The 26,166-nt window shown below is 73.4% G+C and carries 27 protein-coding genes and 1 tRNA gene; 7 read left to right on the top strand and 21 right to left on the bottom strand.

All coding sequences use genetic code 11. The features are described from left to right. Positions 1 to 69 precede the first annotated feature (69 nt). Both ACP7TJ_RS17825 and ACP7TJ_RS17820 read left to right on the top strand, forming a co-directional pair. Positions 70 to 1,356, top strand: coding sequence for an ion channel protein (locus tag ACP7TJ_RS17825; RefSeq protein WP_093764572.1), 1,287 nt, complete (start codon positions 70 to 72; stop codon positions 1,354 to 1,356). 52 nt (positions 1,357 to 1,408) lie between these two features. Beyond that, a complete protein-coding gene (locus ACP7TJ_RS17820; RefSeq protein WP_093764571.1) occupies positions 1,409 to 2,818 on the top strand; it encodes a glutamate decarboxylase in 1,410 nt (469 codons plus the stop codon). 66 nt (positions 2,819 to 2,884) lie between these two features. Here the strand turns inward: ACP7TJ_RS17820 and ACP7TJ_RS17815 are convergent, their stop codons facing one another. From ACP7TJ_RS17815 to ACP7TJ_RS17795, 5 genes are all read right to left on the bottom strand, one after another. Continuing rightward, positions 2,885 to 3,652, bottom strand: coding sequence for an ABC transporter permease (locus ACP7TJ_RS17815; RefSeq protein ID WP_093764570.1), 768 nt, complete (start codon positions 3,650 to 3,652; stop codon positions 2,885 to 2,887). Beyond that, positions 3,649 to 4,620 (bottom strand): ATP-binding cassette domain-containing protein, encoded by a 972-nt coding sequence (locus ACP7TJ_RS17810; protein ID WP_176710661.1) that lies wholly within the window; start codon positions 4,618 to 4,620, stop codon positions 3,649 to 3,651. Before ACP7TJ_RS17810 ends, ACP7TJ_RS17815 begins: the two co-directional genes overlap by 4 nt. Positions 4,621 to 4,696: 76 nt before the next feature. Further along, positions 4,697 to 5,338 (bottom strand): PadR family transcriptional regulator, encoded by a 642-nt coding sequence (locus ACP7TJ_RS17805; RefSeq protein WP_189911068.1) that lies wholly within the window; start codon positions 5,336 to 5,338, stop codon positions 4,697 to 4,699. A 64-nt stretch (positions 5,339 to 5,402) separates the two neighbouring features. Beyond that, positions 5,403 to 6,863: an aldehyde dehydrogenase family protein gene (locus ACP7TJ_RS17800; protein ID WP_427763822.1), complete on the bottom strand. Its 1,461-nt coding sequence runs from the start codon at positions 6,861 to 6,863 to the stop codon at positions 5,403 to 5,405. Between the two features lie 124 nt (positions 6,864 to 6,987). Continuing rightward, the gene (locus ACP7TJ_RS17795; RefSeq protein ID WP_093764668.1) at positions 6,988 to 7,812 is read right to left on the bottom strand and encodes a helix-turn-helix domain-containing protein; all 825 of its coding nucleotides are present in this window, start codon (positions 7,810 to 7,812) and stop codon (positions 6,988 to 6,990) included. A gap of 387 nt (positions 7,813 to 8,199) precedes the next feature. Between ACP7TJ_RS17795 and ACP7TJ_RS17790 the strand changes: the two genes are divergently transcribed. Continuing rightward, a complete protein-coding gene (locus ACP7TJ_RS17790) occupies positions 8,200 to 8,685 on the top strand; it encodes an ATP-binding protein (RefSeq protein ID WP_427763819.1) in 486 nt (161 codons plus the stop codon). 108 nt (positions 8,686 to 8,793) lie between these two features. On the opposite strand, the gene ACP7TJ_RS17785 is transcribed toward ACP7TJ_RS17790, so the two are convergent. Continuing rightward, positions 8,794 to 9,078, bottom strand: coding sequence for a DUF397 domain-containing protein (locus ACP7TJ_RS17785; protein ID WP_093764565.1), 285 nt, complete (start codon positions 9,076 to 9,078; stop codon positions 8,794 to 8,796). A 405-nt stretch (positions 9,079 to 9,483) separates the two neighbouring features. On the opposite strand from ACP7TJ_RS17785, the gene ACP7TJ_RS17780 reads away from it, so the two are divergent. After that, on the top strand, positions 9,484 to 9,999 hold the full coding sequence (locus ACP7TJ_RS17780) for a hypothetical protein (RefSeq protein ID WP_427767390.1): 516 nt from the start codon (positions 9,484 to 9,486) through the stop codon (positions 9,997 to 9,999). 99 nt (positions 10,000 to 10,098) lie between these two features. Here the strand turns inward: ACP7TJ_RS17780 and ACP7TJ_RS17775 are convergent, their stop codons facing one another. Further along, positions 10,099 to 11,235 (bottom strand): DUF2786 domain-containing protein, encoded by a 1,137-nt coding sequence (locus ACP7TJ_RS17775; RefSeq protein WP_427763815.1) that lies wholly within the window; start codon positions 11,233 to 11,235, stop codon positions 10,099 to 10,101. A gap of 87 nt (positions 11,236 to 11,322) precedes the next feature. Here ACP7TJ_RS17775 and ACP7TJ_RS17770 point away from each other — a divergent pair, with 87 nt between their 5' ends. Next, entirely contained in the window at positions 11,323 to 12,072 is a 750-nt protein-coding gene (locus ACP7TJ_RS17770; protein WP_093764563.1) for a Clp protease N-terminal domain-containing protein, read from the top strand. Between the two features lie 63 nt (positions 12,073 to 12,135). Beyond that, the gene (locus ACP7TJ_RS17765) at positions 12,136 to 13,830 is read left to right on the top strand and encodes a bifunctional 3'-5' exonuclease/DNA polymerase (protein ID WP_266399396.1); all 1,695 of its coding nucleotides are present in this window, start codon (positions 12,136 to 12,138) and stop codon (positions 13,828 to 13,830) included. Positions 13,831 to 13,852: 22 nt separating this feature from the next. Here ACP7TJ_RS17765 and ACP7TJ_RS17760 read toward each other — a convergent pair whose 3' ends face one another. The 13 genes from ACP7TJ_RS17760 to ACP7TJ_RS17700 form a co-directional block, all read right to left on the bottom strand. Further along, complete coding sequence (locus tag ACP7TJ_RS17760; protein WP_093764561.1) at positions 13,853 to 14,530, bottom strand: response regulator; 678 nt, start codon at positions 14,528 to 14,530, stop codon at positions 13,853 to 13,855. 76 nt (positions 14,531 to 14,606) lie between these two features. Further along, positions 14,607 to 15,953: a lasso peptide C-terminal Trp epimerase gene (gene mslH / locus ACP7TJ_RS17755; RefSeq protein ID WP_167741151.1), complete on the bottom strand. Its 1,347-nt coding sequence runs from the start codon at positions 15,951 to 15,953 to the stop codon at positions 14,607 to 14,609. After that, positions 15,950 to 16,675, bottom strand: a complete 726-nt coding sequence (locus ACP7TJ_RS17750; protein ID WP_167741152.1) for a DsbA family protein — start codon at positions 16,673 to 16,675, stop codon at positions 15,950 to 15,952. Before ACP7TJ_RS17750 ends, mslH begins: the two co-directional genes overlap by 4 nt. Before the next feature lie 2 nt (positions 16,676 to 16,677). Further along, on the bottom strand, positions 16,678 to 17,151 hold the full coding sequence (locus tag ACP7TJ_RS17745) for a MauE/DoxX family redox-associated membrane protein (protein WP_093764558.1): 474 nt from the start codon (positions 17,149 to 17,151) through the stop codon (positions 16,678 to 16,680). Between the two features lie 13 nt (positions 17,152 to 17,164). Next, positions 17,165 to 18,034 carry an ABC transporter permease gene (locus tag ACP7TJ_RS17740; protein WP_167741153.1) on the bottom strand — a complete coding sequence of 290 codons (870 nt, stop codon included), beginning with the start codon at positions 18,032 to 18,034 and terminating at the stop codon, positions 17,165 to 17,167. Next, entirely contained in the window at positions 18,031 to 18,996 is a 966-nt protein-coding gene (locus tag ACP7TJ_RS17735; RefSeq protein ID WP_093764556.1) for an ATP-binding cassette domain-containing protein, read from the bottom strand. Before ACP7TJ_RS17735 ends, ACP7TJ_RS17740 begins: the two co-directional genes overlap by 4 nt. Beyond that, complete coding sequence (locus tag ACP7TJ_RS17730; RefSeq protein WP_093764555.1) at positions 18,993 to 19,418, bottom strand: lasso peptide biosynthesis B2 protein; 426 nt, start codon at positions 19,416 to 19,418, stop codon at positions 18,993 to 18,995. The genes ACP7TJ_RS17735 and ACP7TJ_RS17730 overlap by 4 nt, the downstream gene beginning before the upstream one ends. After that, positions 19,415 to 19,678 carry a lasso peptide biosynthesis PqqD family chaperone gene (locus tag ACP7TJ_RS17725; protein ID WP_093764554.1) on the bottom strand — a complete coding sequence of 88 codons (264 nt, stop codon included), beginning with the start codon at positions 19,676 to 19,678 and terminating at the stop codon, positions 19,415 to 19,417. The genes ACP7TJ_RS17730 and ACP7TJ_RS17725 overlap by 4 nt, the downstream gene beginning before the upstream one ends. Beyond that, the gene (locus ACP7TJ_RS17720) at positions 19,675 to 21,486 is read right to left on the bottom strand and encodes a lasso peptide isopeptide bond-forming cyclase (protein ID WP_427763806.1); all 1,812 of its coding nucleotides are present in this window, start codon (positions 21,484 to 21,486) and stop codon (positions 19,675 to 19,677) included. Before ACP7TJ_RS17720 ends, ACP7TJ_RS17725 begins: the two co-directional genes overlap by 4 nt. A gap of 61 nt (positions 21,487 to 21,547) precedes the next feature. Next, complete coding sequence (locus ACP7TJ_RS17715; RefSeq protein WP_107308646.1) at positions 21,548 to 21,676, bottom strand: aborycin family tricyclic lasso peptide; 129 nt, start codon at positions 21,674 to 21,676, stop codon at positions 21,548 to 21,550. A gap of 116 nt (positions 21,677 to 21,792) precedes the next feature. Further along, entirely contained in the window at positions 21,793 to 22,545 is a 753-nt protein-coding gene (locus ACP7TJ_RS17710) for an ABC transporter permease (protein ID WP_367491775.1), read from the bottom strand. Further along, on the bottom strand, positions 22,538 to 23,440 hold the full coding sequence (locus ACP7TJ_RS17705) for an ABC transporter ATP-binding protein (protein WP_427763802.1): 903 nt from the start codon (positions 23,438 to 23,440) through the stop codon (positions 22,538 to 22,540). Before ACP7TJ_RS17705 ends, ACP7TJ_RS17710 begins: the two co-directional genes overlap by 8 nt. A 146-nt stretch (positions 23,441 to 23,586) precedes the next feature. Beyond that, positions 23,587 to 24,720 carry a sensor histidine kinase gene (locus ACP7TJ_RS17700; protein ID WP_093764550.1) on the bottom strand — a complete coding sequence of 378 codons (1,134 nt, stop codon included), beginning with the start codon at positions 24,718 to 24,720 and terminating at the stop codon, positions 23,587 to 23,589. Between the two features lie 489 nt (positions 24,721 to 25,209). On the opposite strand from ACP7TJ_RS17700, the gene ACP7TJ_RS17695 reads away from it, so the two are divergent. Further along, a complete protein-coding gene (locus tag ACP7TJ_RS17695) occupies positions 25,210 to 25,911 on the top strand; it encodes a response regulator transcription factor (RefSeq protein ID WP_167741159.1) in 702 nt (233 codons plus the stop codon). Positions 25,912 to 26,003: 92 nt separating this feature from the next. Here ACP7TJ_RS17695 and ACP7TJ_RS17690 read toward each other — a convergent pair. Then, a tRNA-Thr gene (locus ACP7TJ_RS17690) sits at positions 26,004 to 26,080 on the bottom strand. Positions 26,081 to 26,166 lie beyond the last annotated feature (86 nt).

The following is a 26,166-nucleotide window of genomic DNA, read 5'->3' as shown; positions in this document are numbered from 1 at the left end:
GGGTCCTCACGCCACGTGAGGTGCAAGCGGGTTCCCGGTTTATCCCTTTCGTCCGCTTATCGTGTGCGCGTGGTCCAGGACAGCACGCAGCCGGCGCCCGGCGCCGCCCCCGCCGCCTCGGCCCGCGCCCTCCTGCCGACCGTCGTGCCCGCGCTGCTGGTCGGCGTGGTGACGAGCCTGGTCCTGCTGGGGGTGAGCGCGGCCGCCGGGGAACTGCAGCACGCGCTCTGGCAGGACCTGCCGGACGCCCTCGGCGTCGGCCGTTACTCCGTGGCGTGGATGTTCGCGATGCTGACCGCCACCGGTGCCGCGGTCGGGCTGGTGGTGTGGAAGGTGCCCGGGCACGCGGGCCCCGACCCGGCGACCACCGGTCTGGAGGCGCCGGTGCTGCCGCCCGCGGTGCTGCCCGGGCTGCTGCTGGTGACCGCGCTGGTCCTGGCCGGCGGGCCCAGTCTGGGACCGGAGAACCCGGTCATCGCCGTGAACGTCTCGCTGGCGGTGTGGTTCGGCGCCCGCGCCTTCCCGGCGACGGCCCGGCGGGGCTGGGTGGCCCTCGCCGAGGCGGGGACCATCGGCGCGCTGTTCGGCACGCCGGTCGCCGCCGCGCTGGTGATCTCCGAGGCGCTGGCCGGGCAGCGCGTCAAGGGGAAGCTGTGGGACAGCCTGTTCGCGCCGCTGGCCGCCGCCGGGGCGGGGGCGCTGACCACCACGCTGGTGTCGGACCCGAGCTTCGACCTGCACCTGCCGCCGTTCGGGCAGCCCGGCTGGGCCGATCTGCTGGCGTCGCTCGTGGTGGCCTCGGCCGGTGCGCTGCTCGGCATGGGCGCCGTGTACGCCTTCCCGTACGTGCACGGCGCGTTCCGGCGGCTGCGGCACCCGATGCTGATGCTCCCGGCCGGCGGCGTGGTCCTGGGCGCCCTCGCGGCCCTGGGCGGGCAGCTCACCCTGTTCAAGGGGCTCGACGAGATCGCCGAACTGGCCGCCGACCCCGACGGCTGGACGGCCGGCGAGTTCGCCGTGATGACGGTGGTGAAGCTGGCCGCGATGCTGGTCGCCGCCTCCTGCGGCTTCCGTGGCGGGCGGATCTTCCCGTCGGTGTTCGTGGGGACCGCGCTCGGCCTGTGCGCGCACGCGCTGGTGCCCGGGGTGCATCCGGCCGTCGGGGTGTCGGCGGGTGTGCTTGGCGTGCTGCTGGCCGTCACCCGGCAGGGCTGGGTGAGCCTGTTCGTCGCCGCCGTCCTGGTCGCCTCCCCCGGCATGCTCACCCTGCTCTGCCTCGCCTCCCTCCCCGCCTGGCTGCTGGTCACCGGCCGCCCGCAGATGCAACTGCGGCCGGACGGGACGGCCGTCAGGTGACCCGCTCCCCCGGCGGCCCGGCTCCGGGCCGCCCGACCCCTACGGAGGACCCATGCCTCTGCACCCTGGCCGGCCGGCCGGTGGGCGCCCGATGTCCGTCAACCCCTTCCTGGGGCCCGCCAACCCGGTCGGGGGGATGACCGAGGCGCCGCCCAGGCACCGGCTGCCGGACGGACCCATGGCCCCGTCGACGGCGTACCAGCTGGTGCACGACGAGCTGATGCTGGACGGCAACGCCCGGCTGAACCTGGCCACCTTCGTCACCACCTGGATGGAGCCCGAGGCCGGGCTGCTGATGGCGGAGTGCCGCGACAAGAACATGATCGACAAGGACGAGTACCCGCGCACCGCCGAACTGGAGCGCCGCTGCGTGGCGATGCTCGCCGACCTGTGGAACGCGCCCGACCCGGCCGGGGCCGTGGGCTGTTCGACCACCGGGTCCAGCGAGGCGTGCATGCTGGCGGGACTGGCCCTGAAGCGGCGCTGGGCGCTGCGCAACGCCGGCCGCTACCCCTCGCGGGAGGCCCGCCCCAACCTGGTGATGGGCGTCAACGTCCAGGTCTGCTGGGACAAGTTCTGCACCTTCTGGGAGGTGGAGCCCCGTCAGGTGCCCATGGAGGGGGACCGGTTCCACCTCGACCCGGCGGCCGCCGCGGAGCTGTGCGACGAGAACACCATCGGGGCCGTCGGCATCCTCGGCTCCACCTTCGACGGGTCCTACGAGCCGGTCGCCGAGCTGTGCGCGGCCCTGGACGACCTCCAGGAGCGCACCGGCCTGGACGTCCCGGTGCACGTCGACGGGGCGTCCGGGGCGATGATCGCGCCGTTCCTCGACGAGGACCTGGTGTGGGACTTCCGCCTGGAGCGGGTGGCGTCCGTCAACACCTCGGGGCACAAGTACGGGCTGGTGTACCCCGGAGTGGGCTGGGTGCTGTGGCGGGACGCGGCGGCGCTGCCCGAGGAGCTGGTCTTCCGGGTGAACTACCTGGGCGGCGAGCTGCCCACCTTCGCGCTGAACTTCTCCCGGCCGGGCGCCCAGGTGGTGGCGCAGTACTACTCCTTCCTGCGGCTCGGCCGGGACGGCTACCGCGCGGTGCAGCAGGCCGCGCGGGACGTGGCCACGGGACTGTCCGCGCGGATCGGCGCGCTCGGCGACTTCCGGCTGCTCACCCGGGGCGACGAGCTGCCGGTGTTCGCCTTCACCACCGCGCCGGACGTGACGGCGTTCGACGTGTTCGACGTGGCGCGGCGGCTGCGGGAGAACGGCTGGCTGGTGCCCGCGTACACGTTCCCGGCGAACCGTCAGGACCTCGCGGTGCTGCGGGTGGTGTGCCGCAACGGCTTCTCCGAGGACCTCGCCGACCTGTTCGCCGAGGACCTGACCCGGCTGCTGCCCGAGCTGAGGAGCCAGTCGCACCCGCTCACCCGGGACCGGGACGCGGCGACCGGGTTCCACCACTGAGCCGGGCGCGTGCCCGGCGGCCCGTGGTCCGGCTCCCGTCCGCACGGGAGCCGGACCACGCGCGTCCTACCTGCTCAGCCGGGCGAACCGCCGCACCGCCAGCGGGAAGAACACCGCGAGCAGGGCGAGGGGCCAGAGGACCGCGGCCCCCACGTGCCCCGACTCCGCTCCCGGCGCGCCGAACAGGTCCCGTACGGCCGCGGCCGTGTGGGAGATCGGGTTCCACTGCACGACCGTCGCGAGCCAGCCGGGCATGGACTCAGGGGTGGCGAAGACGGTGGACAGGAAGCCGAACGGCCAGACCAGGATCTGCACCGCCTGCACCATCTCCGGCTTGCCCGCCACCAGCGCCAGGTGGATGCCGACCCACAGCATCGCGAACCGGAGCAGCAGGAGCAGTCCCACCGCGCCCAGGAACGCGGCCGGTCCTGCGTGCGTGCGCCAGCCGAGCGCGGTGGCCACACCGAGCAGCACCACGAGGGCGAGCACCGACTGGAGCATGTCGGCGGCGGCGCGGCCCACCAGCACCGCGCCGTCGGCCATCGGCATGGACCGGAAGCGGTCGACGACCCCCTTGTTCATGTCCTGGGTGACGGCGATCATCGTGCCCTCCAGGCCGAAGGCCATGCTGAGCGCGAGCATCCCCGGCAGCAGGTAGTCGAGGTAGTCGCCGTTCACCCCCCGCCCGCCGCCGATGAGGTAGCCGAACATCAGCAGCAGCATCACCGGGAAGACCAGGTTCACCACCACCGGGGCCGGCTGCCGTCCCCAGCGGGCCAGCTCCCTGCGGGTCATGGTCCAGGCGTCGGTCAGGGCGTACGCCATGCTGGTCATGCTGCCTCCTTCACTCGCTCGTCGCGCCCGGTGAGGTGCAGGAACACCTCGTCGAGCGTGGGCCTGCGCAGGGCGACGTCCTCGGCCTCGACGCCGGCCTCCTGCAGGGCGCGCACCACGGCCGTGAGGGCCGCCATGCGGTCGGTGACCGGCGCGCTCAGCAGCCGCCGGTCGGCGTCCACGGTGACCGTGTCCCGCGCTGCGGGCAGCAGGGCCGCTGCCGCCTCCAGCTGTCCGGCGTCGCGCAGCACGATGTCGATGCGGTCGCCGCCGGTGGCCGTCTTGAGCTCGTCCACCGTGCCGTCCGCGACGACCCGGCCGGAGTCCACCATCGACACCCGGTCGGCCAGTTGGTCGGCCTCCTCCAGGTACTGGGTGGTGAGCAGGACCGTCGTCCCGCCGCCGACCAGGGAGCGCACCGCGTCCCACACCTCCGCGCGGCCGCGCGGGTCGAGTCCGGTGGTCGGTTCGTCCAGGAAGAGCACCTCCGGTTCGGTGATCAGGGAGGCGGCGAGGTCGAGCCGGCGCCGCATGCCGCCGCTGTACTGCCCCACCGCCTTCGCTCCGGTGTCGGAGAGCCCGAAGCGCTCCAGGAGTTCGTCCGCCCGGGCGCGGGCCCGCCGGGCGCCCAGGTGGTAGAGGCGGCCGAACAGTTCGAGGTTCTGCCGGCCGCCGAGTTCCTCGTCGAGCGCCGCGTGCTGGCCGAGCAGGCCGATCCGCAGGCGCACCTGGTACGCCTCGCGGACCACGTCGTGTCCCGCCACCACGACCCGGCCGGAGTCGGGGCGGAGCAGGGTGGCCAGGACCCGGACGAGGGTGGTCTTGCCCGCGCCGTTCGGCCCGAGCACCGCGTGGACCGTGCCGCGGGCGACCGTGAGGTCGAGTCCGTCCAGTGCGGCCGTGCCCGATCCCTTGGCTCCCCGGTACGTCTTACGTGCTTCCTCGACGGTGATCGCCGCGTCGGACACTGAAGCCCCCTTCATTAGTCAAACTTGACTAGTGCCGGACACCGTAGTACCCGCGACGCTCACTCGTCAAACTTGATTACTCGAGATCCGGCGTATTCCGCTGCCCCGTGGCGAACGGATTCTCCTCACCCTCGGCGAGCACGCCGACGAACGGCTCGCCCTCGCCGGCGAAGGTGTAGGCGCCACCCCGGATGCGCGTGACGAGACCGCGCGTCCACGCGGCCCCGGTGTCCGCCGAGTGGACCCAGAAGTCCATGATCTCGCCGATGTGCCCGAGCTGACCGGGCCCGTCCTCCGGGACGTAGTACTCCGTGACCGCCTTGCGCCACTCCTCGATCGACGCCAGCCGCCGCTCCAGCAGGGCCAGGGCCTCCTCGCGCTCCAGGTCGACCATCAGGCCGAGCCCGGCCGAGAACACGTCCGGCTTCTGGTCGTAGGAGGTCAGCGCCTCGCGCAGCAGCCGGAAGTACTCCTCGGTGCCCTGCTCGGTGACCTCGTACTCGGTGCGCGGCGGGCCGCCGGCCGTGGAGGGGGCGGTCTCGTGCGCGACGAGCAGCCCCTGCTTGGCCATCTGCTTCAGCGCGTGGTAGATCGAGCCGGGCTTGGCGTTGGACCACTCGTGCGCGCCCCAGTACTCCAGGTCGTTGCGCACCTGGTAACCGTGGGCCCGCCCATGCTGGCGCACCGCACCGAGCACGAGAAGACGGATCACTGACATGCCGACCAGCGTAGGCCGCGCCCGGACGGCGCCGGGAGCGGCCTGCGGGTGTGCACCGGACGGCTCAGAACGGGAAGCCGCTGCGGCCGTGCTGCACCGAGATCCACTTGGTGGTGGTGAAGGCGTCCAGCATGGTGTCGCCGTTCAGCCGGCCCACGCCCGAGTGCTTCTCGCCGCCGAAGGGGACGATCGGCTCGTCGTGCACGGTGCCGTCGTTGACGTGGAACATCCCGGTGTCGATCCGCTTGGCGAACCTGACGCCCCGCTCGACGTCCCCGGTGTGCACGGCGCCGCTGAGCCCGTAGGGGGTGTCGTTCACCAGGCGCACCGCTTCCTCCTCGCCGTCGAACGGGACGAGGAAGGCGACGGGACCGAAGACCTCCTGCCGCAGCAGGGCGGAGCCTGCGGGCAGCCCGGTGACGACGGACGGCTCGACCAGGTTGTCGCGGCGCGCGCCGTGCACCAGGGCGGTGGCGCCCTCGGCGAGGGCCTGCTCGACGACGCCGGTGAGGGCGTCCGCCTGCCGGGCGTTGATCACCGGGCCGATGACGGTCTCCGGGTCGCGCGGGTCGCCGGCCTTGAGCGTGAGCACCTTGGCGACGAACTTCTCGGTGAACTCGTCGGCCACCGCCCGGTCGACCAGGATGCGGTTGGCGGCCATGCAGACCTGGCCCTGGTGGACGTACCGGCTGAACACGGCCGCGTCCACGGCGTAGTCCACGTCGGCGTCGTCCAGCACCACCAGGGCGCTGTTGCCGCCCAGTTCCAGGACCGCGCGCTTGAAGAGGGAGGCGCAGACGGTCGCGACGTGCCGGCCGACCTGGTCGGAGCCGGTGAAGGAGATGACCTTCGGAATCGGGTGCTCGATGAAGGCGTCGCCTATCTCCGCGATGTCGGTGATCACGACGTTGAGCAGCCCGGCGGGCAGCCCCGCGTCCTCGAGGATCTTCGCGACCAGGGAGCCGCCGACGATCGGCGTGTTCTGGTGCGGCTTGAGCACCACGCCGTTGCCCAGTGCGAGCGCGGGGGCGACGGACTTCAGCGACAGCAGGAAGGGGAAGTTGAACGGGCTGATCACGCCGACCACGCCGACCGGCTCGCGGTAGACGCGGTTCTCCTTGCCGTCCACAGGCGAGGGGATGATCCGGCCCTCGGGCGCCAGCGCCAGGTGCACCGACTCGCGCAGGAACTCCTTGGCGAGGTGCAGCTCGAAGGCCGCCTTCAGACGGGTGCCGCCCAGCTCGGCGACGATCGCCTCGGCGATCTCCTCCTCGCGCTCCTCGACCAGCCGGAGCGCCTTCTCGAACACCGCGCGGCGAGCGTACGGGTTGGTGGCCGCCCACTCCTTCTGCGCGCGGGCGGCCGCCCGGTACGCCTGGTCGACCTCGTCGACCGTGGCGATGGTGATCGACGCGAGCTTCTCGTCGTCGTACGGGTTGAAGTCGATGATGTCCCAGGAACCGGTGCCCGGGCGCCACTCACCGTCGATGTACTGCTGAGCCAGGTCGGTGAAGTACGACGACATGTGATCCCTCGATCCCTCGCTGCGTCAGCAGAAAACCGATCAGCACACCGTGGTGTGATCACACGTCATCGTACTTGTGTTTCAAGGGAGTTGAAGGTGCCCCTTGAGACAGTCGAGGGCGTCCTCAGGACAGCTGGAGCAGCCCCCGGAGCAGGTCGCGGCTCTCGGCGGGACCCGGGCTGTCGTGCTGCAGCTCCTTGAGCGCCTTCTCGTACTGGGCCACGTCCTCGGGCTTGTCCAGGTAGAGCGCGCTGGTGAGCTGCTCCAGGTACACCACGTCCGAGAGGTCGGACTCGGGGAAGCTGAGGATGGTGAAGGCGCCGGACTCCCCGGAGTGCCCGCCCATGCTGAACGGCACCACCTGGAGCCGCACGTTGGGCCGCTCGGAGACGTCGATCAGATGCTGGAGCTGCGCGCGCATCACCGCGCGGTCGCCGTACGGCCGGCGCAGCGCCGCCTCGTCGAGCACCACGTGGAACTCGGGGGCGTTCTCCGCGACCAGGTACCTCTGCCGCTCCAGGCGCAGCGCCACCCGGCGCTCCACGTCGGCGTCGCTCGCGCTCTTCATGCCGCGCCGCACCACCGCGCGGGCGTACTCCTCGGTCTGCAGCAGACCGTGCACGAACTGCACCTCGTAGGCGCGCAGCAGCGAGGCGGCGCCCTCCAGGCCGACGTAGGTGGGGAACCAGCTGGGCAGGACGTCCGAGTAACTGTGCCACCAGCCCGCCACGTTGGCCTCCTTGGCGAGGGAGACCAGCGAGGCCCGCTCCTGCTCGTCCGTGATGCCGTACAGCGTCAGCAGGTCTTCCACGTCCCTGGTCTTGAAGCTCACCCGGCCCAGCTCCATCCGGCTGATCTTCGATTCGGAGGCGCGGATCGAGTAACCCGCGGCCTCGCGCGTGATCCCCCGCGCCTCACGCAGTCGCCTGAGTTGTGATCCGAGCAGCATGCGCCGCACCACCGATCCCGGCTCTCCCGCGCTCACGTTCGACAGCCTCCCCAACGTCTTCAGGGCCCGCAGTCTGCCACTAAAACACTCCGAGCAGTACTCGCCCGGTTACGCAAACGGAATCCGGCCGCTCGATCCGGTCAGGAAGCGGCACCGAACGGGCACCGCGACGCAACGAGGGGGCAAGAGAACAGCCAGGAGAGAACGCCGGGATGACGGAAAAATTGCCCAACAAACCAGTACGGTGGGACTGATTTCGGTCAGCTGCACGTGCATCTGCCCTTGCATCTGCTGTGCGCATCCGAAACCATGGTCCCCGCACCACCGCCGCCTCGCTACGACCGCGAATTCCCGGGAGTGCCTCGCATGGGGACGAATGGATCGACCATGCTCGAGCCGTTACGGCAGGGCCTTCCGCCGCTGAACCTCGCGGCCGCCTCCGACGCCGCCTCCTGCGCCCTGCACGCCCGCTACGAAGCGGTCCGCGAGGCACGGCGGTTCACCCGCGGCACCCTCGACCAGTGGCACCTCGGCGACCGGTTCGACGACGTCTGCCTGGTGGTCTCCGAACTCGTCACCAACGCCCTGCGCCACGCGCTGCCGGCGAACGCCCCGCACCTGGCCGCCCCGGAGCCCCCGGTGCGGCTGCACCTGATGCGGTGGACCGGGCGGCTGGTGTGCGCGGTGCGCGACCCCAGCGACGAGGGCCCGGTCGCCCGGGACGCGGAGGACCTGTCCGGCGACTGCTCCGCCGAGTCCGGCCGCGGGCTGTTCCTGGTCGACTCCTTCAGCGACAGCTGGGGCTGGCACCCGCTGGCGGGAGCGTTCGGCGGCAAGGTGGTGTGGGCGCTGTTCCGGCTCCCGCAGCCCTGATGTCCGCGCGGCGCCTGCGCGTGCCGCCCGTCTACGCGCGTCGCGCCCGTCGCGCCCGCGGCCCCTGTTCCCGGACCGGACGGACCGCGGGTCCCGGCGCTCCTGCCCTCAGCTCGCGACCAGGTGGTCGAACTCGCCGTCCTTCACACCCAGCAGCATGGCCTCGATCTCCGCGCGGGTGTAGACGAGCGCGGGACCGTCGGGGAAGCGGGAGTTGCGCACCGCGACCTCCCCGCCCGGCAGCCGGGCGAACTCCACGCAGGAACCCTGCGAGTTGCTGTGCCTGCTCTTCTGCCAGGCCACACCGTCCAGCCGGGTGGCCGCCATGCCGTTGTACACGCCGGGGGCGCCGGCACCGTCGTGCCCGTCACCGTCGTACACGTCGTGGTCCACAGGTCGCTCCCCGCTGGTGCACTGGCTGGTGTGGCCATTGATGCAGTGGTCAACTGACCCGGATCATAGCTGCGTTCACGTGCATATGCATGAGCGGATGCACGTGCACGAACGGTGCCTAGGCGGTTACAGCCTCACCGGTCGCACGGCGCCCGCTGTGACGGACGCTTGACCGAGCCCCCGCTGCCTTAGAGACGCACGCGGGGGCGTTCGTGTTCCCTCGTGTGCGCTTCCGGTGGGCGGGCGGTGCGGCGTTCCGGGCGGGGCGGCGGCGATGGTGCGAGGTCCGTCACGCACCTCTGGCCGGGCACGGGGCGGTTCCTGTTAGCTGACACCGTCGTCCGGCCGCCCGGGCCGGCGCCAGGGAGGGGACCAGCGGTGACTACGGAGGCTTCGGTGGAGCACATGGGTCCGGCACACCCGCGGGAAGGGCATTCCCGGCGGGCCCGGTGGGCGGCCGCGGCCGTGGGTCTGGCCGGTGCGCTGACGCTGACGGCGTGCGGCGACGGCGGCGGCGACTCGGACGACTCCTCGGCCGCACCCACCCCGTCCGTCACCCGCACCGCGGACTCCGGCGGCGGCACGGGCGGCTCCGAGGGCGCCCCGGCCGGCGCGCTCCAGGGCAGCTGGCTCACCACCGCGGACGGCAAGGCGGTGGTGCTGATGGTCAACGGGGAGGAGGCGGCCCTGTTCGCCACCGGCGGCACGGTGTGCAGCGGCACGGCGAAGGGCGACGCCGAGGCGACGATCACCCTGAAGTGCCCGACGGGCAACGGCGACCGCACGAAGGGACAGGTGACGTCGGTCGACGGAACGTCCCTCACGGTCACTTGGGAGGGCGGGGCGGGCGAGGAGACGTACACGAAGGCAGAGGGCGGCTCCCTGCCGCCGGGGCTGCCCACGGCGGGCCTGGGCTCGTAACCGCCCTACGCCGTCCGCCGTCCGCCGTCCGCCGTCCGCGGATAGTCGTGCCTCTTGGGGGCACGGGTGGGCGCGGACGGCGACGCACCGCACCCCACGTCAGCGGCGCCGCCCCAACCGCCCCCGCGTCGCGGTGACCGCCTCCTCCGCCGCCCGAACCCCTTCCTCCCATCCCGCCCCATCGCTCACCCCACGCAACCGCGTGGTCGTCGTCGACGGAAACAGCCGCTCCACCCGAGCCCCCACCGCGACCTCCCGCGACGCCAGCACCGGCAGCAGATCCTCACTCACCGGCCCCTCCGCGGCAGCCGCCAACCGCGCCCCCACCCGATGCGCGTAAGCGGCAAGGAAGGACTGCCGAAACGTCTTCGTCCGCTTCCGTCCACCCGCCCGCTGCGCCGCCTCGGCCTTGGTCATCGCGGTGGTCGCCTGCACCAGCAGCGAGGTGAACAACAGCTCGACCGCCTCCAGGTCGGGCGCGAACCCCACCACCGTGGAGAAGCCGAACGGCTCGTTCCACACCGCCTGGCAGTGGTTCGCCGAGGCCACCGCGTCCAGCAGGACCGCCTTGGCCTGCTCGTACGGCGGGTCCACGCCGATCCGGACGGCGTCCGGACCCTCCGCGGCGGGCGCCCGCGCGGCGAGCAGCGCCTCGTCGACGCTGTGCCGCGCCATCAGCTCCTGCGCCTTGGCGCTCAGCGCCTCCGCCTCCTCCGGGAAGCCGGTCGCCTCGGCCTTCGCCAGCAGCGCCCGGATGCGGCCGAGCATGCGGGACTCCGGCCTCCGCTCCCGCCCCGCGGGCGACGGCGCCGCCGCCTCGTCGAGCGGCTCCAGCGGGGGCAGCCTCAGCAGCAGCCGGTACAGCTCCAGGACGGCGGTGACGTGCGAGAACCGGTCACCGCGCGGAGCGAAACCCTCCGCCTCGGGCAGCTCCTCCAGCTGCGCCTCCCACCGCGCCCCACGCGCCCGCCCGTCCCGCCGCGCCTGGGCGCGGATCAGCGCGCCGGCCAGACGCACATGCGTCTCGTCCAGCTCCCGCCGCACCACCCGGACGACGTCCGCGGGCTGCCAGCCCCGCTGCCAGGCGGCCGCGACGAAGTCCTCGCCGCGCCGGGCGAGTTCGGCGTCCGCCGCGGGGTCGGCGGCGAGCAGGGAGGCACCCATGTCGAGGGTGTCGTCGCCCGTGTCGTAGAGGGCGGAACGGAAGGCGCGGTCGACGGTGCCGGACGTACTCACAGGGCCGATCGTGCCACGCCGCCCCGCGTCACCCGTAAGTGTCAACTACGGGTTGACACCCCTCCACTGTCAACTTACGGTTGACACATGACGACGAACCCCGCCATCAAGTCATCCGTCCGTCTCGACGACCTCATCGCGGCCATCAAGACCGTCCACGACGAACCGCTCGAACAGCTCCAGGACGCGGTGCTCGCCGGCGAGCACCTCGGCGACGTCGCCGACCACCTGATCGGCCACTTCGTCGACCAGGCCCGCCGCTCCGGCGCCTCCTGGACCGACATCGGCAAGAGCATGGGCGTCACCCGGCAGGCCGCCCAGAAGCGCTTCGTCCCCCAGGGCGGCAACGACCTCGACCCGAGCCAGGGCTTCGACCGCTTCACACCGCGCGCCCGCAACACGATCATGGCGGGGCACAACGAGGCGCAGGCCGCCCGCAACGCCGAGATGGCCCCCGAGCACCTGGTCCTCGGCCTGCTCGCCGAGCCGCAGGGCCTGGCCGTCAAGGCGGTCACCGAGCAGGGCGTCACCGTGGACGCGGTCCGCGAGGCCGCGCGCGCGGCGCTGCCGCCCGCCGTCGAGGACGCCCCGGAACTGGTGCCGTACAACTCGGCGGCCAAGAAGGTGCTGGAACTGACCTTCCGGGAGGCGCTGCGCCTCGGCCACAACTACATCGGCACCGAGCACATCCTGCTCGCCCTCCTCGAGCACGAGAACAACGCCGGCGTGCTCAGCGGCCTCGGCGTCACCAAGGCCGCCACCGAGCGGTACGTGGTCGAGATGCTCGCGCAGTACGTGGAGACGAACACGGGGGACGAGCCGGCGCGGGAAGGCTGACCCGGCCCCGGCCCGACCGCTCCCACCAGGCCGTTGTCACACCCCCCTGCGACACTCGCGTACATGGCCGGCCGGTGGGCGCTCGCTCCGGCCGAGGACGGTGGCGTGGACGTCGCCCCCCTCGGCCCGGACGGGCTGCCCTCCGGCCCGGTGCGGCGCGAGGCGGACCTCGCCGAGGCCGTACGGAGCCGTCCGGGCGTCGCCCGGTGGGTGTGGCGGTCCACGGCCGAGGTCTACCCGCGTCTGCTCGCCACGGGGGTGCGAGTGGAGCGGGCGTACGACGTCGAGGCCGCCGAGACCCTGCTCCTCGGCCACGAGGGGCGGTACGGGGAGCCGCGTTCGGCCGCGGCCGCGCTGGCCCGGCTGCGCGGCGGACCCGTGCCGCCCGACCCGCCGCAGCGGCACGCGGAGCCGGGCGCCCAGTCGTCGCTGTTCGACCCGCAGGCGGCCCCGCTGCCGCTGACCGACCTGCTCGCGGTCTACGCCGAGCAGCAGCGGCGCACCGACGCCACCGCGCACCCGGACCGGATGCGGCTGCTGACCGCGGCCGAGTCGGCGGGCATGCTGATCGCCGCCGAGATGAACCGCGCCGGGCTGCCCTGGCGGGCCGACGTGCACCGCGCGCTGCTGCACGACCTGCTGGGCGAGCGGTACGCGGGCGGCGGCGAGCCGCGCCGGCTGGCCGAGCTGGCCGACGAGGTGTCCGCCGCCTTCGGCCGCCGGGTCCGGCCCGACCTCCCGGCCGACGTGATCAAGGCGTTCGCGCAGGCCGGGATCAAGGTGACCTCGACCCGCCGCTGGGAGCTGCGGTCGGTGGACCACCCGGCGGTCGAGCCGCTGCTGGAGTACAAGAAGCTGTACCGGATCTGGGTCGCCCACGGCTGGTCCTGGCTCCAGGACTGGGTGCGCGACGGCCGCTTCCGCCCCGAGTTCCTCGCGGGCGGCACGGTGACCGGCCGCTGGGTCACCCACGGCGGGGGCGCCCTGCAGATCCCCAAGGTGATCCGCCGCGCGGCGGTCGCCGACCCGGGCTGGCGGCTCGTCGTCGCCGACGCCGACCAGATGGAACCGCGGGTGCTGGCGGCCATCTCCCGCGACCCCGGGCTGATGGAGGTGGCCGGCCGGGAGAGCGACCTCTACCAGGCGGTGTCCGAGCGCGCCTTCTCCGGCGACCGCGACCGCGCCAAGATCGCCGTCCTGGGCGCGGTGTACGGGCAGACCTCCGGCGACGGCCTGAAGAACCTCGCCGCGCTGCGCCGCCGCTTCCCCACGGCCGTGGCGTACGTCGACGAGGCGGCGCGCGCGGGCGAGGAGGGCCGGCTCGTCCGCACCTGGCTGGGCCGCACCTGCCCGCCGGCCGCGCGGACGACGGACGACGCGACGGAGGAGGCGGGCATTCCGGTGGCGCGGGACGAGCCGGACTCCGAGACGGCCCGCGCATGGACCCCCGGCTACGCCTCGACCGACGCCCGCGCCCGGGGCCGCTTCGCCCGCAACTTCGTGGTGCAGGGCAGCGCGGCCGACTGGGCGCTGCTGCTGCTCGCGGGACTCCGCCGGGCGCTGACGGGCAGGGCGGCGGAGCTGGTCTTCTTCCAGCACGACGAGGTGATCGTGCACTGCCCCGAGGAGGAGACGGATGCGGTGACGGCGGCTATCCGCGAGGCCGCCGAGCAGGCGGGGCGGATCGCGTTCGGCCGGACGCCGGTGCGGTTCCCGTTCACCACGGCGGTGGTGGAGTGCTACGCCGACGCGAAGTGACACCCCGGAACGCGGGCCCGGGTCAGGCCGGCGGTGTTCCGCGCTCGGCGATGCCGCTCTCGTAGGCGACGATGACCAGCTGGGCGCGGTCGCGGGCGTTCAGCTTGGACAGCAGGCTGCTCACGTGGGTCTTCACCGTGGGCAGACTGATCACCAGGTGGCCGGCGATCTCCTGGTTCGACAGCCCCTTGGCGATCAGCACGAGCACCTCCTGCTCGCGCCGGGTGAGTCCGACGAGCCGGGGGGCCGGCCGGGCGGCCGTGTCCCGGTGGGAGAAGTTCGCAATGACCCGGCGCGTGACCGAGGGGGCCAGCACGCCCTCGCCGGTGGCGATGACGCGGATGCCCGCGACCAGGTCGTCCGGCGAGGCGTCCTTCAGCATGAAGCCGCTCGCACCCGCCTGAAGGGCCGGGTAGACGTACTCGTCCATGTCGAACATCGTCAGGGCCAGCACCCGCACGCCCGCCGTCGACGCGTCGGAGCAGATCTCGCGGGTGGCGGCGATCCCGTCCATGACGGGCATCCGCAGGTCCATCAGGACGACGTCCGGCGTCAGTTCGCGGGCGAGCGCGACGGCCTCGGCGCCGTCACCCGCCTCCCCCACCGTCTCCATGCCGGGAGTCGAGTCGATGAGGACCCGGAAGCTCCCGCGCAGCAGCGCCTGGTCGTCCGCGATCAGGACCCGGACCGCCTCGGCCATTCCGCATCCCTCGTACCTCGGGTCGCCGCCGTGCCCCGGCGGTCCGACACCCCGTCAGCGTGTGTCCCCGGTCACCCTACCGGCCGGGGCGGCGGCCGCCGCCGGATTCCGCGGCCACCAGTTCCCCCGTCCCGGCGTCCCCGACGGTGACGGTGACGCCGTAGGGCTCCGCGAGCCGCGCGAAGTCGGTGAGGATCTCCTTGGCCTCGACCGGACCGGCCGCCCGGGGCCGGCCCCGCCGGTGCACCGGCTGCCCGAAGCCCAGGTCGACCGGGTGCAGCCGGGCGCCGGTGAAGACCCCGTCGTCGAAGGTGAGCACCGGCACGAGCGACTGCCAGTACCGGCGGTGCGGGACGAACATCCGCCGGCCGTGGGCGGTGATCCGCTCGAAGTACCGGCCGGGCGTGAGAGCCTCGTCCGTCCCGGCCCGCGCGTAGTCCTCGGCGGGGACGTGGTCGGCCAGTTCGATCTGGCTGACGATGTTGCCCAGGCTGTGGAAGATGGGCCTGCCCCGGTGCAGTTCCACACCGCGCAGGATGTGCGGGCCGTGTCCGACCACGGCGTCGGCGCCCGCGTCGATCACCGCGCGGGCGAAGTCCCGCAGGAACTCGGCGGGCGTCTCGGGCGTCGGGCCGGGTTCGTGGGAGTGGACACTGACCAGGACCAGGTCCGCGCGGCGGCGCGCCTCGGCCACCCAGCGGGCGATGTCGTGGACGTCCCGCGGGTCGCAGGCGGTGGTCAGGCCCGGGGTGTCCGCGGTCTCGAAGCGGGTGCCGAACAGCGCGAGCCGGCCGGGTCCGGGCATGGCGGGGTCGAACCCGAGCAGGGTGCGCGCCTCGGCCCGCCGGGACCGCAGCCCGGTCGCGCCGTCGATCTCCCGCAACACCTCCATCTGCGCGGACGTCACCCGGAGGGTCACGCCGTGCCGCAGCGGGCTGAGTCCCGGCCGGCCCGGCAGGTCCGGGGACGCGGCGGCCGCCTCCTGCCCGTCCCGGAAGGTGGCGCTGCACGCGATCAGCGCCAGACTGCCGGCCGGCCGGTCCACGTAGACCGGGCGCCGGGCCGCGGTCAGGTCGGCGCCGATCCCCGCGAACGGCACCCCCTTGGCGCGCAGCAGGTCCACGGTGCCGAGGACGCCCTCCGGGCCCAGGTCGAGGGCGTGGTTGTTGGCGCAGCCCAGCACCGTCAGACCCATCGCCGTCACGTCGTCGAGGACGGCGGGGTCCGCGATCAGGCATCCGCCGCTGGCCGCGTCGGGCGCGGGATGGCCGCGTCCGGTGGCGGGCGCGACCTCCAGGTTGGTGAAGGCGAAGTCGGCGGCGTGCAGGACCTCGCCCAGCCGGCCGGCGTCGGCGCCGGAGGTGAGCGGCGCGCCCCGCGTCACCATGCAGTCCCCCGTCAGCGCCACGGTCAGGCGGCTCATGAAAGGCTCTCCTCCACCGCCCGGACGAACGCTTCCGCCCGGTCGGGTCCGGAGACCTCCACGCGCTTGCCGTCCACCTTCACGGTCGGGGTGAGGGCCACCCCGCGGGAGGCGGCCACGTCGGACACGTACGTCACCCAGGGCCGGTACGTGCCGTCGCGGACGCACCGCTCGAAGGACGCGCCGGTGATGCCGACGTCCCGGCCGAGCGCGACCAGGCGGTCGGTGTCGAGGCCGGGGCCCTGCTCCGGCGGCTGCTCGTCGAAGAGCGCCGCCGTGTAGGGCTCGAACGTGTCCTGGTCCGCGGCGCAGGCGGCGGCGGACGCGGCCCGGGTGGAGTAGCCGGCGGGGGCGCTCCGGTCGTCGAGGAAGGCGACCGGGTGATGGACGACGCGCACCTCGCCGCGTTCCCGCATCTTCTCCAGTTCGGGGGCGAGGGCCTTCTCGGTGATGCGGCACTCGGGGCAGAGGTAGTCGAGGTAGAGGTCCACGCGGACCGGGCCCTCGGACGTGACGAGCCCGGCCCGGTCGGCGGCCACCCCGGCGGGGACCTCCTCGGGTGCCTCGCCGGGTTCGGTGTCGGTGGCCCGGACGAGGCCGGCGCCGATGAGCGCGGCGCCGAGCACCGTGACCACCGCCGCGAGCGACACCAGCAGGGTGCGGCGGCGCCGGCGGCGCTGGTGCACCATCTCCCGGACCTGGGCGTCCGTCGACGACTGCATGTCTATCGCTCCTTCGTCTCCAGGACCCAGCGGTCCAGGGCGTAGCGGGTTCGCGGACGGGTGATCAGGAAAGCGGCGGCGCCGAGGAAGGCGAGGTCGCGCGCGATGTCGATGACGTAGCCCCGTTCCGCCCCGCCGGTGAGGGTGCCGCCGCTGCTGAAGCAGCCGCAGTCGATGGACAGGCCGCGCGCCCACACCGAGGCGATGGCCGCGATGTACGTGACCATCAGCAGGGCGGTGACGGCCGCCACGGCGCGGGTGGCGAGCCCGGCGAGGAGCAGCAGGGCGAGCGCCAGCTCGACGAACGCCACCGCGGCGCCGACGAGTCGGGCGCTGTCCTCGGGGACGAGCTGGTAGAGGGCGACCGTACGGCCGGCCTCCGTGAGGTCCCGTACCTTCACCAGGCCCGCGTAGCCCAGGACCGCCGCGAGGACGATCCGGGCCGCGGTGCCCGCCCATGCCCGCACGATCGTCACGGCCGGCCCCCCTTCACCGCGACCGGGAGAACCGGTGGGTGGCCAGGCCCAGTACGGCGGCGGTGAGGGCGGCCAGCACCCCCAGCTCCGCGTACACGGGCGGGTTCCAGTCGCCGAGCATCAGCCGGGTCTGCTCCGAGGTGAGGACGTCGGGGCCGGGCAGCGTCCGGCGCACGGCGTCGACGCCGTAGGTCAGCGGGTTCAGTTTGACGACGGTGTCGAGCCAGCCCGGCAGTCCGTTGGGCGGGAACATCGCGCCGGAGAAGAACATCAGCGGCATGAGGCTGAGGTTCACCACGATCTGGAACGTGTCGACCTGCCGGATGGTGACCGCGGCGAGCAGTCCGAACGAGGTGAACAGCAGGGAGATCAGCAGCAGTTCGACGAGGACGACCAGCAGCATCGGCGTGTACCGGACGCCCGCGATGCCTCCGACCGCGAGCAGGGCGAGGCCGTAGACGGCACCCGTGGTGGCTCCGCCGAGCGCGAGGCCGAGGACGATGCTCGACCGCGGGAACGGGGAGACGAGCATCTGGCGCAGCATGCCGAGCCGGCGGTCCCAGACGAGCGAGATGCCCACGGCGATGGCCGGGGCCTGCACGGACATCACCAGGGCGCCCGGGAACAGGTAGGCCCGGTAGTCGTTCAGCTGGGCCTTGCCGAGGGTGGACGACGCCGCCTCCAGGCCCGTGCCCAGCACGACCAGGAACAGCAGCGGCGTGACCAGGCCCATGACGAGGCGCAGGGGGTTGTGCCGCAGCCGTGTCATCTCGCGCCGCCACAGCAGCGCGTAGGGCCGCACGGTGTGCCACGTCCGCCCCTCGGACGGGTGCGCCGCCGGTTTCGTGCCGGTGACGTCCGGCGGGATGTCGGTCCGGGTCATCGCAGTCCCTCCCCGAGGCTGTCGAGCGCGCGGGCGTCGGACCCGCTGTCCCTGATCGCGGTCCCGGTGTGGTGCAGGTAGACGTCGTCGAGCGTGGGCGGGGTGACGGTCACCGACCGCACGGTCAGGCCCAGTCCGGTGCACAGGCGGGGCACCATGGAGGCGCCGTTCTGCACCCTCAGCCGCAGCCCGCCGGGGGTGGTCTCGGCCGTCAGTCCGAAACGGTCGGACAGCAGGTCGACGGCCAGCCCGTCGTCCTCGGTGCGCAGGTCGACGACGTCGGCCCCGATGACGGACTTCAGCTCCGCGGGGGAGCCCTCCGTGACCAGCTTGCCGCGGTCGAAGATCGCGATGCGGTCGCAGTGTTCGGCCTCCTCCAGCTGGTGCGTGGTGAAGAAGACCGTGATGCCCTGTTCCTCGCGGAGCCGGTCCAGGTGGTGCCAGACGGCCGCGCGGGTCTGCGTGTCGAGGCCGGTGGTCGGCTCGTCGAGGAAGAGCACGCGGGGGGAGCCGAGCAGGCCGCGGGCGATCTCCAGGCGTCTGCGCAGGCCGGTGGAGAAGTGCCGGACGGGGGTCCTGTCGCGTCCCGTCAGCTCCATCATGTCGAGCATCGCGGCGACCGCGGCGCGCGCCCCGGCACGGCCCAGACCGCACAGGTCGGCCTGGAAGCGGAGGTTCTCCGCGGCCGTGAGCTCCAGGTCGAGCGTCGACTCCTGGAAGACGATGCCGATCCGGCGGCGTACCTCGGCGGCGTGCGTGGTGACGTCGAAGCCGGCCACCTCCGCGCGGCCCGCCGTGGGCCTGAGCAGCGTGGTGAGCATGCTGATGGTGGTGGTCTTGCCGGCGCCGTTCGGTCCCAGGAACCCGAAGGTGGCGCCCTCGGGGACGGTCAGGTGGAGGCCGTTCACGGCCGGCGTGGTGTCGTAGTACGCGTAGAGGCCCTCGGCCCGGATCGCCGTCATGAGCCGCTCCCGGGACGGCGCACGGCCAGCACGGTGCGGAACACCCCGACCTCCCCCGGCTCGTCGACCGGGCGGCCGTCGGCCTCGACCCAGGCGTGCGCGGCGAAGGGCTGCACCCGGAAGCCGGTGCACCAGTCGGCCCACCGGCCCCGGACGCGGCACAGCAGCACGGTGGCGACGGACCGCTGGAGGCAGCCGAGGCCCGCGCAGCGGGTGCTGACCGAGACGACGGACCGCCGGGCCCGTGCCACCTCGGCGTACCCGGCGGGCCGGGAGCCCTTGCTCAGGACGCGCAGCACCCGGTGCAGCCGGGCCGGGGGCAGCCGGACCAGCAGGCGGGCGGCGCCGGCCGCGCACCTCGGGGCGATCTGCCGGTGCAGCGGGAGGCGTGTGGCCTGTTCCGCGACGGCGGGCGTGGTCACTGCGCCACCTCCACGAGGTCGGCCTCGCTCAGCGCGCGGACGAGGGCCAGCACGTCCTGGTGCACCCGCTCCTCGCTGACCGGGGCGGACTCCGACAGGCTCGCGGCGGCCGTGGCGGGGGTGTCGCCGTCGAGCAGCTTGCGCAGGATCGCGGAGCCGGAGGCGTTCAGCTGGTAGTAGCGGCCGCGGCGGCCGTCGAGCAGGACCGCCCCGGAATCGACGGGCGTCAGGGTGACGTCGCGGGCAAGACTCAGTTTCATCGGCTCTCTCCGGTGTCCTGGGGGTGCGCCCGCAGCCAGCTCTCGCACGCCACCGTGGTCTGGATCGGCTGGAGGTGATGGGACATCGGCCCGGGGTTGAGCACCGCGGACCGGAAGGCGTCCGGGTCGACGAGGCCGAGCCGGGCCAGGAGCGAGTCCTCGCAGAGGTCCAAGATCCGGTCCCGGTTGCGTTCGATGCCCCGGAACGTCTCGGCGCTGAACTCGCCTTTGTCGCGGCGGGCGAGGAAGTCGTCGGGCACCACGCCCCGCACGGCGGTGGTCAGCAGCGGCTTGAACCGTCCGGCGGCCAGGCGCTCGTCGATCCGGGTGGCGAGGGCCGCCTCGAGGACCCGGTCGTCGAGGAACGGTGCCTCCCAGACCAGGCCGGTGCCGGCCACGGCGGTGTTGACCTGCCGGACGGTGTTCCCCTCGAACACGAGGGAGGACAGCGCCTGGTGCCGGGCCCGGTCGGCGTCCAGCGGTTCCGGGGTCCGTTCGGCCGCCGTGGTCAGCAGGTCCCGCACGGCAGCCACCGCGTCCGGGGTGGCCCAGGCGGGCATGCGCGGCGCGAACACCCAGCCGAAGTCCGGCTCGTTGACCGGCGGGGGCGGGTCGGTGATCCGCCCGGCGACCTCGGTCAGGTTCCGGGCGAACGACGAACGGTCCGCGAGCTGCCGCAGGGTGCTCCGCCAGGGCCAGCGGTTGGCCAGCCGGTAGCGGTTCACCAGCCGCAGGCCGTCGGCCGGGCGGATCCGGGCGAGGGACCAGGCACAGGCGGGCATCCGGCCGAAGAGTTCGTCCCCGCCGAACCCGGACAGGTGCAGGGCCGCGCCCTCGGCGGTGGCCCGCCCGGCGAGGTCCCGGATGTGTGCGAGGCCGGAGGCCCATGTCGAGGGGCCCTCGGGAGCCGCGTTGACGGTGTCGGCGGTGTACCCGATGTCGAACAGGTTGGCGGCGCGGTCCGCGGCGAGCATGTGGTGGCGGGCGTGCGGAAGATGCGCGGCGGCCTTGCGGGCCCACGCGGAGTCCTCGTTGGCCTCGTCCAGCGGCATGACGTGATAGGTGACCAGGTCGGCGCCGGCCGCGTCGGCGAGGAAGCACAGGGTGGTGGAGTCGAGCCCGCCGGAGAGGTCCGCGCTGATCGTGCCGTGCGGGTCCACGCGGGTCGCGAGGGCGTCGGTGAGGGCGGAGCGGACGGCCCCGGCCCCCTCCTCCAGCGAAAGGGCCGCCTCGGGCAGTTCCCACCACCGGACGCTGCGGGCCCGGCCGTCGGTGCCGAGTTCCAGCCAGTGGCCGGTGGGCAGCGCGTCCACGCCGCGGCGTACCGGGCGCAGCGAGAGCGGCCAGGGGGCACCGCCGGGCGCCAGCAGCCGGGCGGCCAGCAGGGTCTCGTCGAGGCCCGCCCCGGTGAGGCGCAGCAACGGGTCCACGGCGCTCGCGGCGACCGTCACCCCGCCGACCCGGGCGGTGAAGACCTGCCGTACCCCGGCCACGGAGCCCTGGAGGCGGACCGCGCCGTCCAGGGAGGCCGCGAGGTGGAAGACCCCGGGCAGCCGGGACGCGACCCGGTCGACGTCGTGCAGCGAGCGCATCCGGCCGAGCGCGGACGCCGTTCCCGTGTCGTGGGGCCGGGTGTGTCCGAACACCGCCATGCGGCGGGTGCCGGCCTCGGTCACCGTCGCCTCGTCCTCGGCCCAGTCCCCCACGATCCAGGGCCGTCCCGACGCGTGGTCGATCCGCTTCGCCGCCCCCACCCGGTCCGCCAGCGCGGCACCGGCGGGACAGTCCGGAAGCACTGTGAATTCCATGTCGCCTCACTCCCCCCGGGCGGTGCCGGTGTGCCGCGGGGGCACACCGGCACCGGTGCGGTCACCAGAAGCAGACGATGGCGTAACCGCAGCCGGCGAAGTCGTTGCAGCTCCCGATGCCGAGGCACTTGGTGAGCTCGTCGAAGTCGCCGATCTCCTGCAGGGCGGGCGGCTCGTAGATCGCGGTCATGGTTCCTCCCGTGGGTCGAACGGCCCGGGCCGACCTTTTCGGCGCCGTGACCTGTCCGGGAACCTACGAGCGGTCATGTCCCACGGGCATGGGGCACAGGACCCAGGTGCGTCCCGTCACCCGTCCCACGAGCGGTGCCGGAGGTAGCCGGCGGTCAGGGCGGCCGCGGTCCACGCGAGCAGCACGACCAGGCCGGTGAGGGCGTCGCCGGAGTCGACGGTGAGCATCTGGGCCCCGGCCCGGTCGGGGAACCAGCGCGCCACCTCCTTCGTCGCCCCGATGACGGACAGGACCTGGGAGCCGACCAGCACCAGCGGCAGCAGCACGGCCAGCGGGAGGACGGCACTGCGGGCGGCGGCCGCCACCCCGACGGCGAGCAGGCTCATGAGGGTCAGGTACGCGACCGCGCCGGCCAGGGCACGCGGGACGCCGTCGGCGTCGAGCGCCGACCCGTGGGAGCCCAGGGCGAGTTGCGTGACCAGGTACGACACGACCGTGACCGGCAGGGCGACGGCCAGGGCCGCGGCGGCGGTGACGGCCGCCTTGGCCAGGTAGAACCGGCCGCGCCGGGGCACCGCGAGCAGCGAGACCCGCATCATGCCCGAGGTGTACTCGCCGGACATCGTCAGCACCCCGAACACGATCAGGGCGAGCTGGCCGTAGAGGATGCCGTCCAGACCGGCCTGCTCGGGCGTGAAGTCGGAGCGCAGCCCGGGGTTGCCGGACTCGATCGCGCCCTTGGCGGACCAGCCGCCGAGCGCGGCGACGAACACGCTGACGAGGACGAAGAGCAGCAGCGCGGCGCACGTGGCGCGCACCGCCCGCAGTTTGGTGAACTCCGCCCGCACGGCCGCGAGGGTCTCAGACATGCGTGGGATCTCCTCCGTCGTCGACGAGCTTGAGGAAGGTCTCCTCCAGCGAGCCCGTGTGGGTGCTCAGTTCCTCGACCGGGACGCCCGCCGCCGCGGCGATCCGGTTCACCTCGCCCGCGGGCAGGCCGTCCACCTCCAGGCCGCCGTCCGCGGCCCGCCGCACCGCTGTGGCACCCTTCGCCTGGAACTCCTGTGCCGCACGCAGCGGTTCGGGGGTCCGGACCCGCACGAACGTCCGGCCGTGGCGTCCGATGAACTCCCGCACGCTGGTCTCGGCGAGCAGCCGGCCCCGGCTGATCACGATCAGTTCGTCGGCGACCTGCGCCATCTCGGCCATCAGGTGGCTGGAGACGAGGACGGTGCGGCCCTCGGCGGCCTGCGCGCGCAGCAGCTCGCGCAGCCACCGGATGCCCTCGGCGTCGAGCCCGTTGACCGGCTCGTCGAGCACCAGGACCGGGGGGTCGCCGAGCAGGGCGGCCGCCAGGCCGAGCCGCTGTCCCATGCCCAGGGAGAATGTGCCGACCCGTTTGCGGGCGGCTACCGTGAGACCGACCGCGTCGAGCACCTCGTCCACCCGCCGGCGGGGGATCCGGTTGCTGCGCGCCAGCCACGACAGGTGGCCGACGGCGGTCATGCCCCGGTGCGGGGCCGACGTCTCCAGGAGCGCGCCGACGTGCCGGAGGGGGTACGTCAGGTCGTGGTAGGCGCGTCCGCCGACGGTGGCCACGCCGCTGTCGGGGCGGGTCAGGCCGAGCATCATCCGCATCGTCGTGGACTTCCCGGCGCCGTTGGGCCCGAGGAAGCCGGTGACGCCCCCCGGCCGCACCGTGAAGGAGAGGTCGTCGACGACGGTGTTGTGCCCGTACCGCTTGGTCAGTCTCTCGGCAAGCATCACGGGTCGAGTCTCGCGGGGCGCACCCCGGGGCCGCATCGGTCCGCGGTCGGGAACGGGACGCGGCGCCGCGCGGGCGTCCCTCATACCCGAGGATGAGCCGGGGCTGTCAGGCCCTGGAACGGCAGGGCGGCTGCCCTCAGGCCCTAGAACGGCAGGGTGGCCGTCACCCGGAAGCCGCCGCCGGGCCGGGGGCCCGCGCTGAGGGTGCCGCCGTGCGCGGCGGTCCGCTCCTTCATGCCGACCAGCCCCATCCCGCCGCCGGGCAGCGTGGCCCGGCGTCCGGGGCCGGGGCCGTCGTCGGTCACGTCCACGGTCAGCACGCCGTCCCGCGCCGTGACGTCCACCCGGCAGCCGGTCGGCGCGGCGTGCTTGACCACGTTGGTGAGCGCCTCCTGGACGATGCGGAACGCCGCCAGCGCGACGCCCTCCGGCGGCTCCTGGTCGTACCGGGTGCGCAGTTCGGCCCGGACGCCTGCCGCCTCGGCGGTCCCGAGCAGCGCGGGCAGGTCCGCCAGGCCGCGGGCGGGCCGCAGGTCCCCGGCCTCGCTCCGGTCCTGGCCGCGGAGCACGGTCAGGGTCGCGCGCATGTCGCGCAGCGCCCGGCGGCTGACGTCCTCGATGACCGCCAGGGCCTCCTTCGCCTCCTCCGGGCGGGTGGCCACGACGTGGTTGGCGATGGAGGCCTTGACGGCGATGAGTCCCACGCTGTGGGTGACGACGTCGTGGATGTCGCGGGCGATGCGCAGGCGTTCCTCGGTCTTGGCCTGCTCGGCGGCGTGCTCGATGGCGCGCCGGGTACTGAGTCCGCGCTCCCTGACCGCCGAGCCCGCCGCCCAGGTCGCGCCGAGCACGAGGAGGCCGAACACGGCCTGCACGGCGGTGCTGCCGCCCTGGTAGGACTGCCCGCCCGACAGCGTGAGCAGGGCGGCGACCGCGGCGCACAGCCCGGCGACGGCGACGGCCGACACCCCGGGGTCGCGCCGCCGTGTGGTGGCCACCGTGTAGACGGCGTAGGAGGCGGCCAGGAACGGGGCGGGGCCGAGACCGGCGGCCAGCGCCCCGCACGCCGCGGCCAGGACGAGGACGAAGACCGGGACCGGCCACAACCGCCGTACGGCGAGCGGGAGTCCGGCGCACAGGGACAGCAGCCACAGTGTGCCGCCGCCCGTCCCTCCGTCGACAACCGGCCGCAGCAGCGACACCTGCGGCAGGAGCGTGAAGGCGCAGGCCGCCGCCCCGTCCAGCACGATCGCACGTCTCCGGGACCCCTCACCCATGCCCTCGAACGTAGGCGGTCGCTCCGCGGCCCGTCCAACGGGCGGTGCGCCGAAGGTCCGTGTGTCGCGCCGCGTGGTGACCGTTTCGGTCAGGGTCGTCCGCCGCGCACCACGGCCGTCACGGGAGTGCCGTCCCACGGGCCGCGCGCCCGGAGCCGCCCCCACCACCAGCGACGCCGGAAAAGCGGCGTTCGGCGGGCTCCGGCCGATACTCACCCCTCAGACGGAATAGCTTTGTTCACTTCGGAGACGAACTTGCGTTCCCCTCAAGCGCGTCCACATACTCGGCAACAGGAGCGCCCTGCACGCTCCGGCACACCACCATGCCTGCGCAGACAGGCCATGGACCACGGGGGCACGGAACAACCACAACCGAGTACGTCATGCCCGCAGTCGGCCGCATACGGACCGGCCCTTCGTCGGGTGTGCCCCCGGGGACCATCCGCCGCCGTCCGCACCACGCCGACGCATTTCTGGGGGATGTACGAGATGACCGTCAACCTGTTCGTGGTCAGCGACAACCCGGTGTCCCTCGCCGGGCTGGAAGCGATTGTCGACCAGGATGAGGAGTGCGCTCTCGTCGGACGCGCCACGGACGACTCCGACGACCTCCGATGTCTGTCGGCGCTGGCCGGCACCGCCCTCCACCCCGACGTCGTCGTCCTGAGCGAGCCGTCCTCCAGAAGAACCGTCCGCGCACGCGTCCGGCACATCGCCTCCGCCTTCCCCGACGAGGCGTCCCGGCCGCACACGATCGTGGTGGCGCAGAACGACGACGACGAGATGATCGTCTCGGCCCTCCGCGCCGGCGTCAACGGCTACCTCTCACGCCTCGGTTCGGCCGACGAACTGCTCCGTTCCCTCAAGGTCGTCGCCCAGGGCGGAGCCGCCTTCTGCCCCAGCGTCGCGGCCCGCATGAGCCGTTACTTCTCCGCCATGCGGGGCCTGCACGACAGCGCCGGGTTCCCGGGTCTCACCAGCCGCGAGCTGGAGATACTGGAACTCCTCGCCGGCGGCATGGGCAACCGGCAGATCGCCCGCCGGCTCTTCCTGGCCGAGAAGACCGTCCGCAACTACGTCTCACGCATCTTCGCCAAACTCGAGGTGCACGACCGGGCGACGGCGGTGGTGATGGCCCGCGACGCGGGCATCGGCGAGCCCGCGGGGGAACTGGTCCCGAACACCGCGTGAGCACACCGGTCCCGGACAACGCGCACGGCGCCGGCGTCAGCCCGGCTTCATACGAAAAGCCCAGGTCGCACGCTACGAGACCTGGGCTTCAGTGGAGCCGCCTTCGGGATTCGAACCCGAGACCTACGCATTACGAGTGCGTTGCTCTGGCCATCTGAGCTAAGGCGGCGTGCCGTGTGCACCTATGGTGCGATCAGCGACGTCGGTAAGTCTACACAGTTTCCGAGGGTGCTTCGTACCGCCCCCGGAGGCGGG

The organism is Streptomyces sp. DSM 41931 (assembly GCF_050271085.1).
GTDB classification, from domain to species: domain Bacteria; phylum Actinomycetota; class Actinomycetes; order Streptomycetales; family Streptomycetaceae; genus Streptomyces; species Streptomyces albogriseolus.
The sequence above is the reverse complement of the archived record's forward strand: the minus strand, read 5'-3'. Positions and strand labels throughout refer to the sequence as shown.

Excerpts from the sequence above, each read along its gene's own strand:
- ACP7TJ_RS17820 (WP_093764571.1), top strand. The coding sequence starts at position 1,409 with ATGCCTCTGCACCCTGGCCGGCCGGCCGGTGGGCGCCCGATGTCCGTC.
- ACP7TJ_RS17815 (WP_093764570.1), bottom strand. The coding sequence starts at position 3,652 with ATGACCAGCATGGCGTACGCCCTGACCGACGCCTGGACCATGACCCGC.
- ACP7TJ_RS17805 (WP_189911068.1), bottom strand. The coding sequence starts at position 5,338 with ATGTCAGTGATCCGTCTTCTCGTGCTCGGTGCGGTGCGCCAGCATGGG.
- ACP7TJ_RS17800 (WP_427763822.1), bottom strand. The coding sequence starts at position 6,863 with ATGTCGTCGTACTTCACCGACCTGGCTCAGCAGTACATCGACGGTGAG.
- ACP7TJ_RS17795 (WP_093764668.1), bottom strand. The coding sequence starts at position 7,812 with ATGCTGCTCGGATCACAACTCAGGCGACTGCGTGAGGCGCGGGGGATC.
- ACP7TJ_RS17790 (WP_427763819.1), top strand. The coding sequence starts at position 8,200 with ATGCTCGAGCCGTTACGGCAGGGCCTTCCGCCGCTGAACCTCGCGGCC.
- ACP7TJ_RS17780 (WP_427767390.1), top strand. The coding sequence starts at position 9,484 with ATGGGTCCGGCACACCCGCGGGAAGGGCATTCCCGGCGGGCCCGGTGG.
- ACP7TJ_RS17770 (WP_093764563.1), top strand. The coding sequence starts at position 11,323 with ATGACGACGAACCCCGCCATCAAGTCATCCGTCCGTCTCGACGACCTC.
- ACP7TJ_RS17765 (WP_266399396.1), top strand. The coding sequence starts at position 12,136 with ATGGCCGGCCGGTGGGCGCTCGCTCCGGCCGAGGACGGTGGCGTGGAC.
- ACP7TJ_RS17760 (WP_093764561.1), bottom strand. The coding sequence starts at position 14,530 with ATGGCCGAGGCGGTCCGGGTCCTGATCGCGGACGACCAGGCGCTGCTG.
- mslH (WP_167741151.1), bottom strand. The coding sequence starts at position 15,953 with ATGAGCCGCCTGACCGTGGCGCTGACGGGGGACTGCATGGTGACGCGG.
- ACP7TJ_RS17750 (WP_167741152.1), bottom strand. The coding sequence starts at position 16,675 with ATGCAGTCGTCGACGGACGCCCAGGTCCGGGAGATGGTGCACCAGCGC.
- ACP7TJ_RS17740 (WP_167741153.1), bottom strand. The coding sequence starts at position 18,034 with ATGACCCGGACCGACATCCCGCCGGACGTCACCGGCACGAAACCGGCG.
- ACP7TJ_RS17735 (WP_093764556.1), bottom strand. The coding sequence starts at position 18,996 with ATGACGGCGATCCGGGCCGAGGGCCTCTACGCGTACTACGACACCACG.
- ACP7TJ_RS17725 (WP_093764554.1), bottom strand. The coding sequence starts at position 19,678 with ATGAAACTGAGTCTTGCCCGCGACGTCACCCTGACGCCCGTCGATTCC.
- ACP7TJ_RS17720 (WP_427763806.1), bottom strand. The coding sequence starts at position 21,486 with ATGGAATTCACAGTGCTTCCGGACTGTCCCGCCGGTGCCGCGCTGGCG.
- ACP7TJ_RS17715 (WP_107308646.1), bottom strand. The coding sequence starts at position 21,676 with ATGACCGCGATCTACGAGCCGCCCGCCCTGCAGGAGATCGGCGACTTC.
- ACP7TJ_RS17710 (WP_367491775.1), bottom strand. The coding sequence starts at position 22,545 with ATGTCTGAGACCCTCGCGGCCGTGCGGGCGGAGTTCACCAAACTGCGG.
- ACP7TJ_RS17705 (WP_427763802.1), bottom strand. The coding sequence starts at position 23,440 with ATGCTTGCCGAGAGACTGACCAAGCGGTACGGGCACAACACCGTCGTC.
- ACP7TJ_RS17700 (WP_093764550.1), bottom strand. The coding sequence starts at position 24,720 with ATGGGTGAGGGGTCCCGGAGACGTGCGATCGTGCTGGACGGGGCGGCG.
- ACP7TJ_RS17695 (WP_167741159.1), top strand. The coding sequence starts at position 25,210 with ATGACCGTCAACCTGTTCGTGGTCAGCGACAACCCGGTGTCCCTCGCC.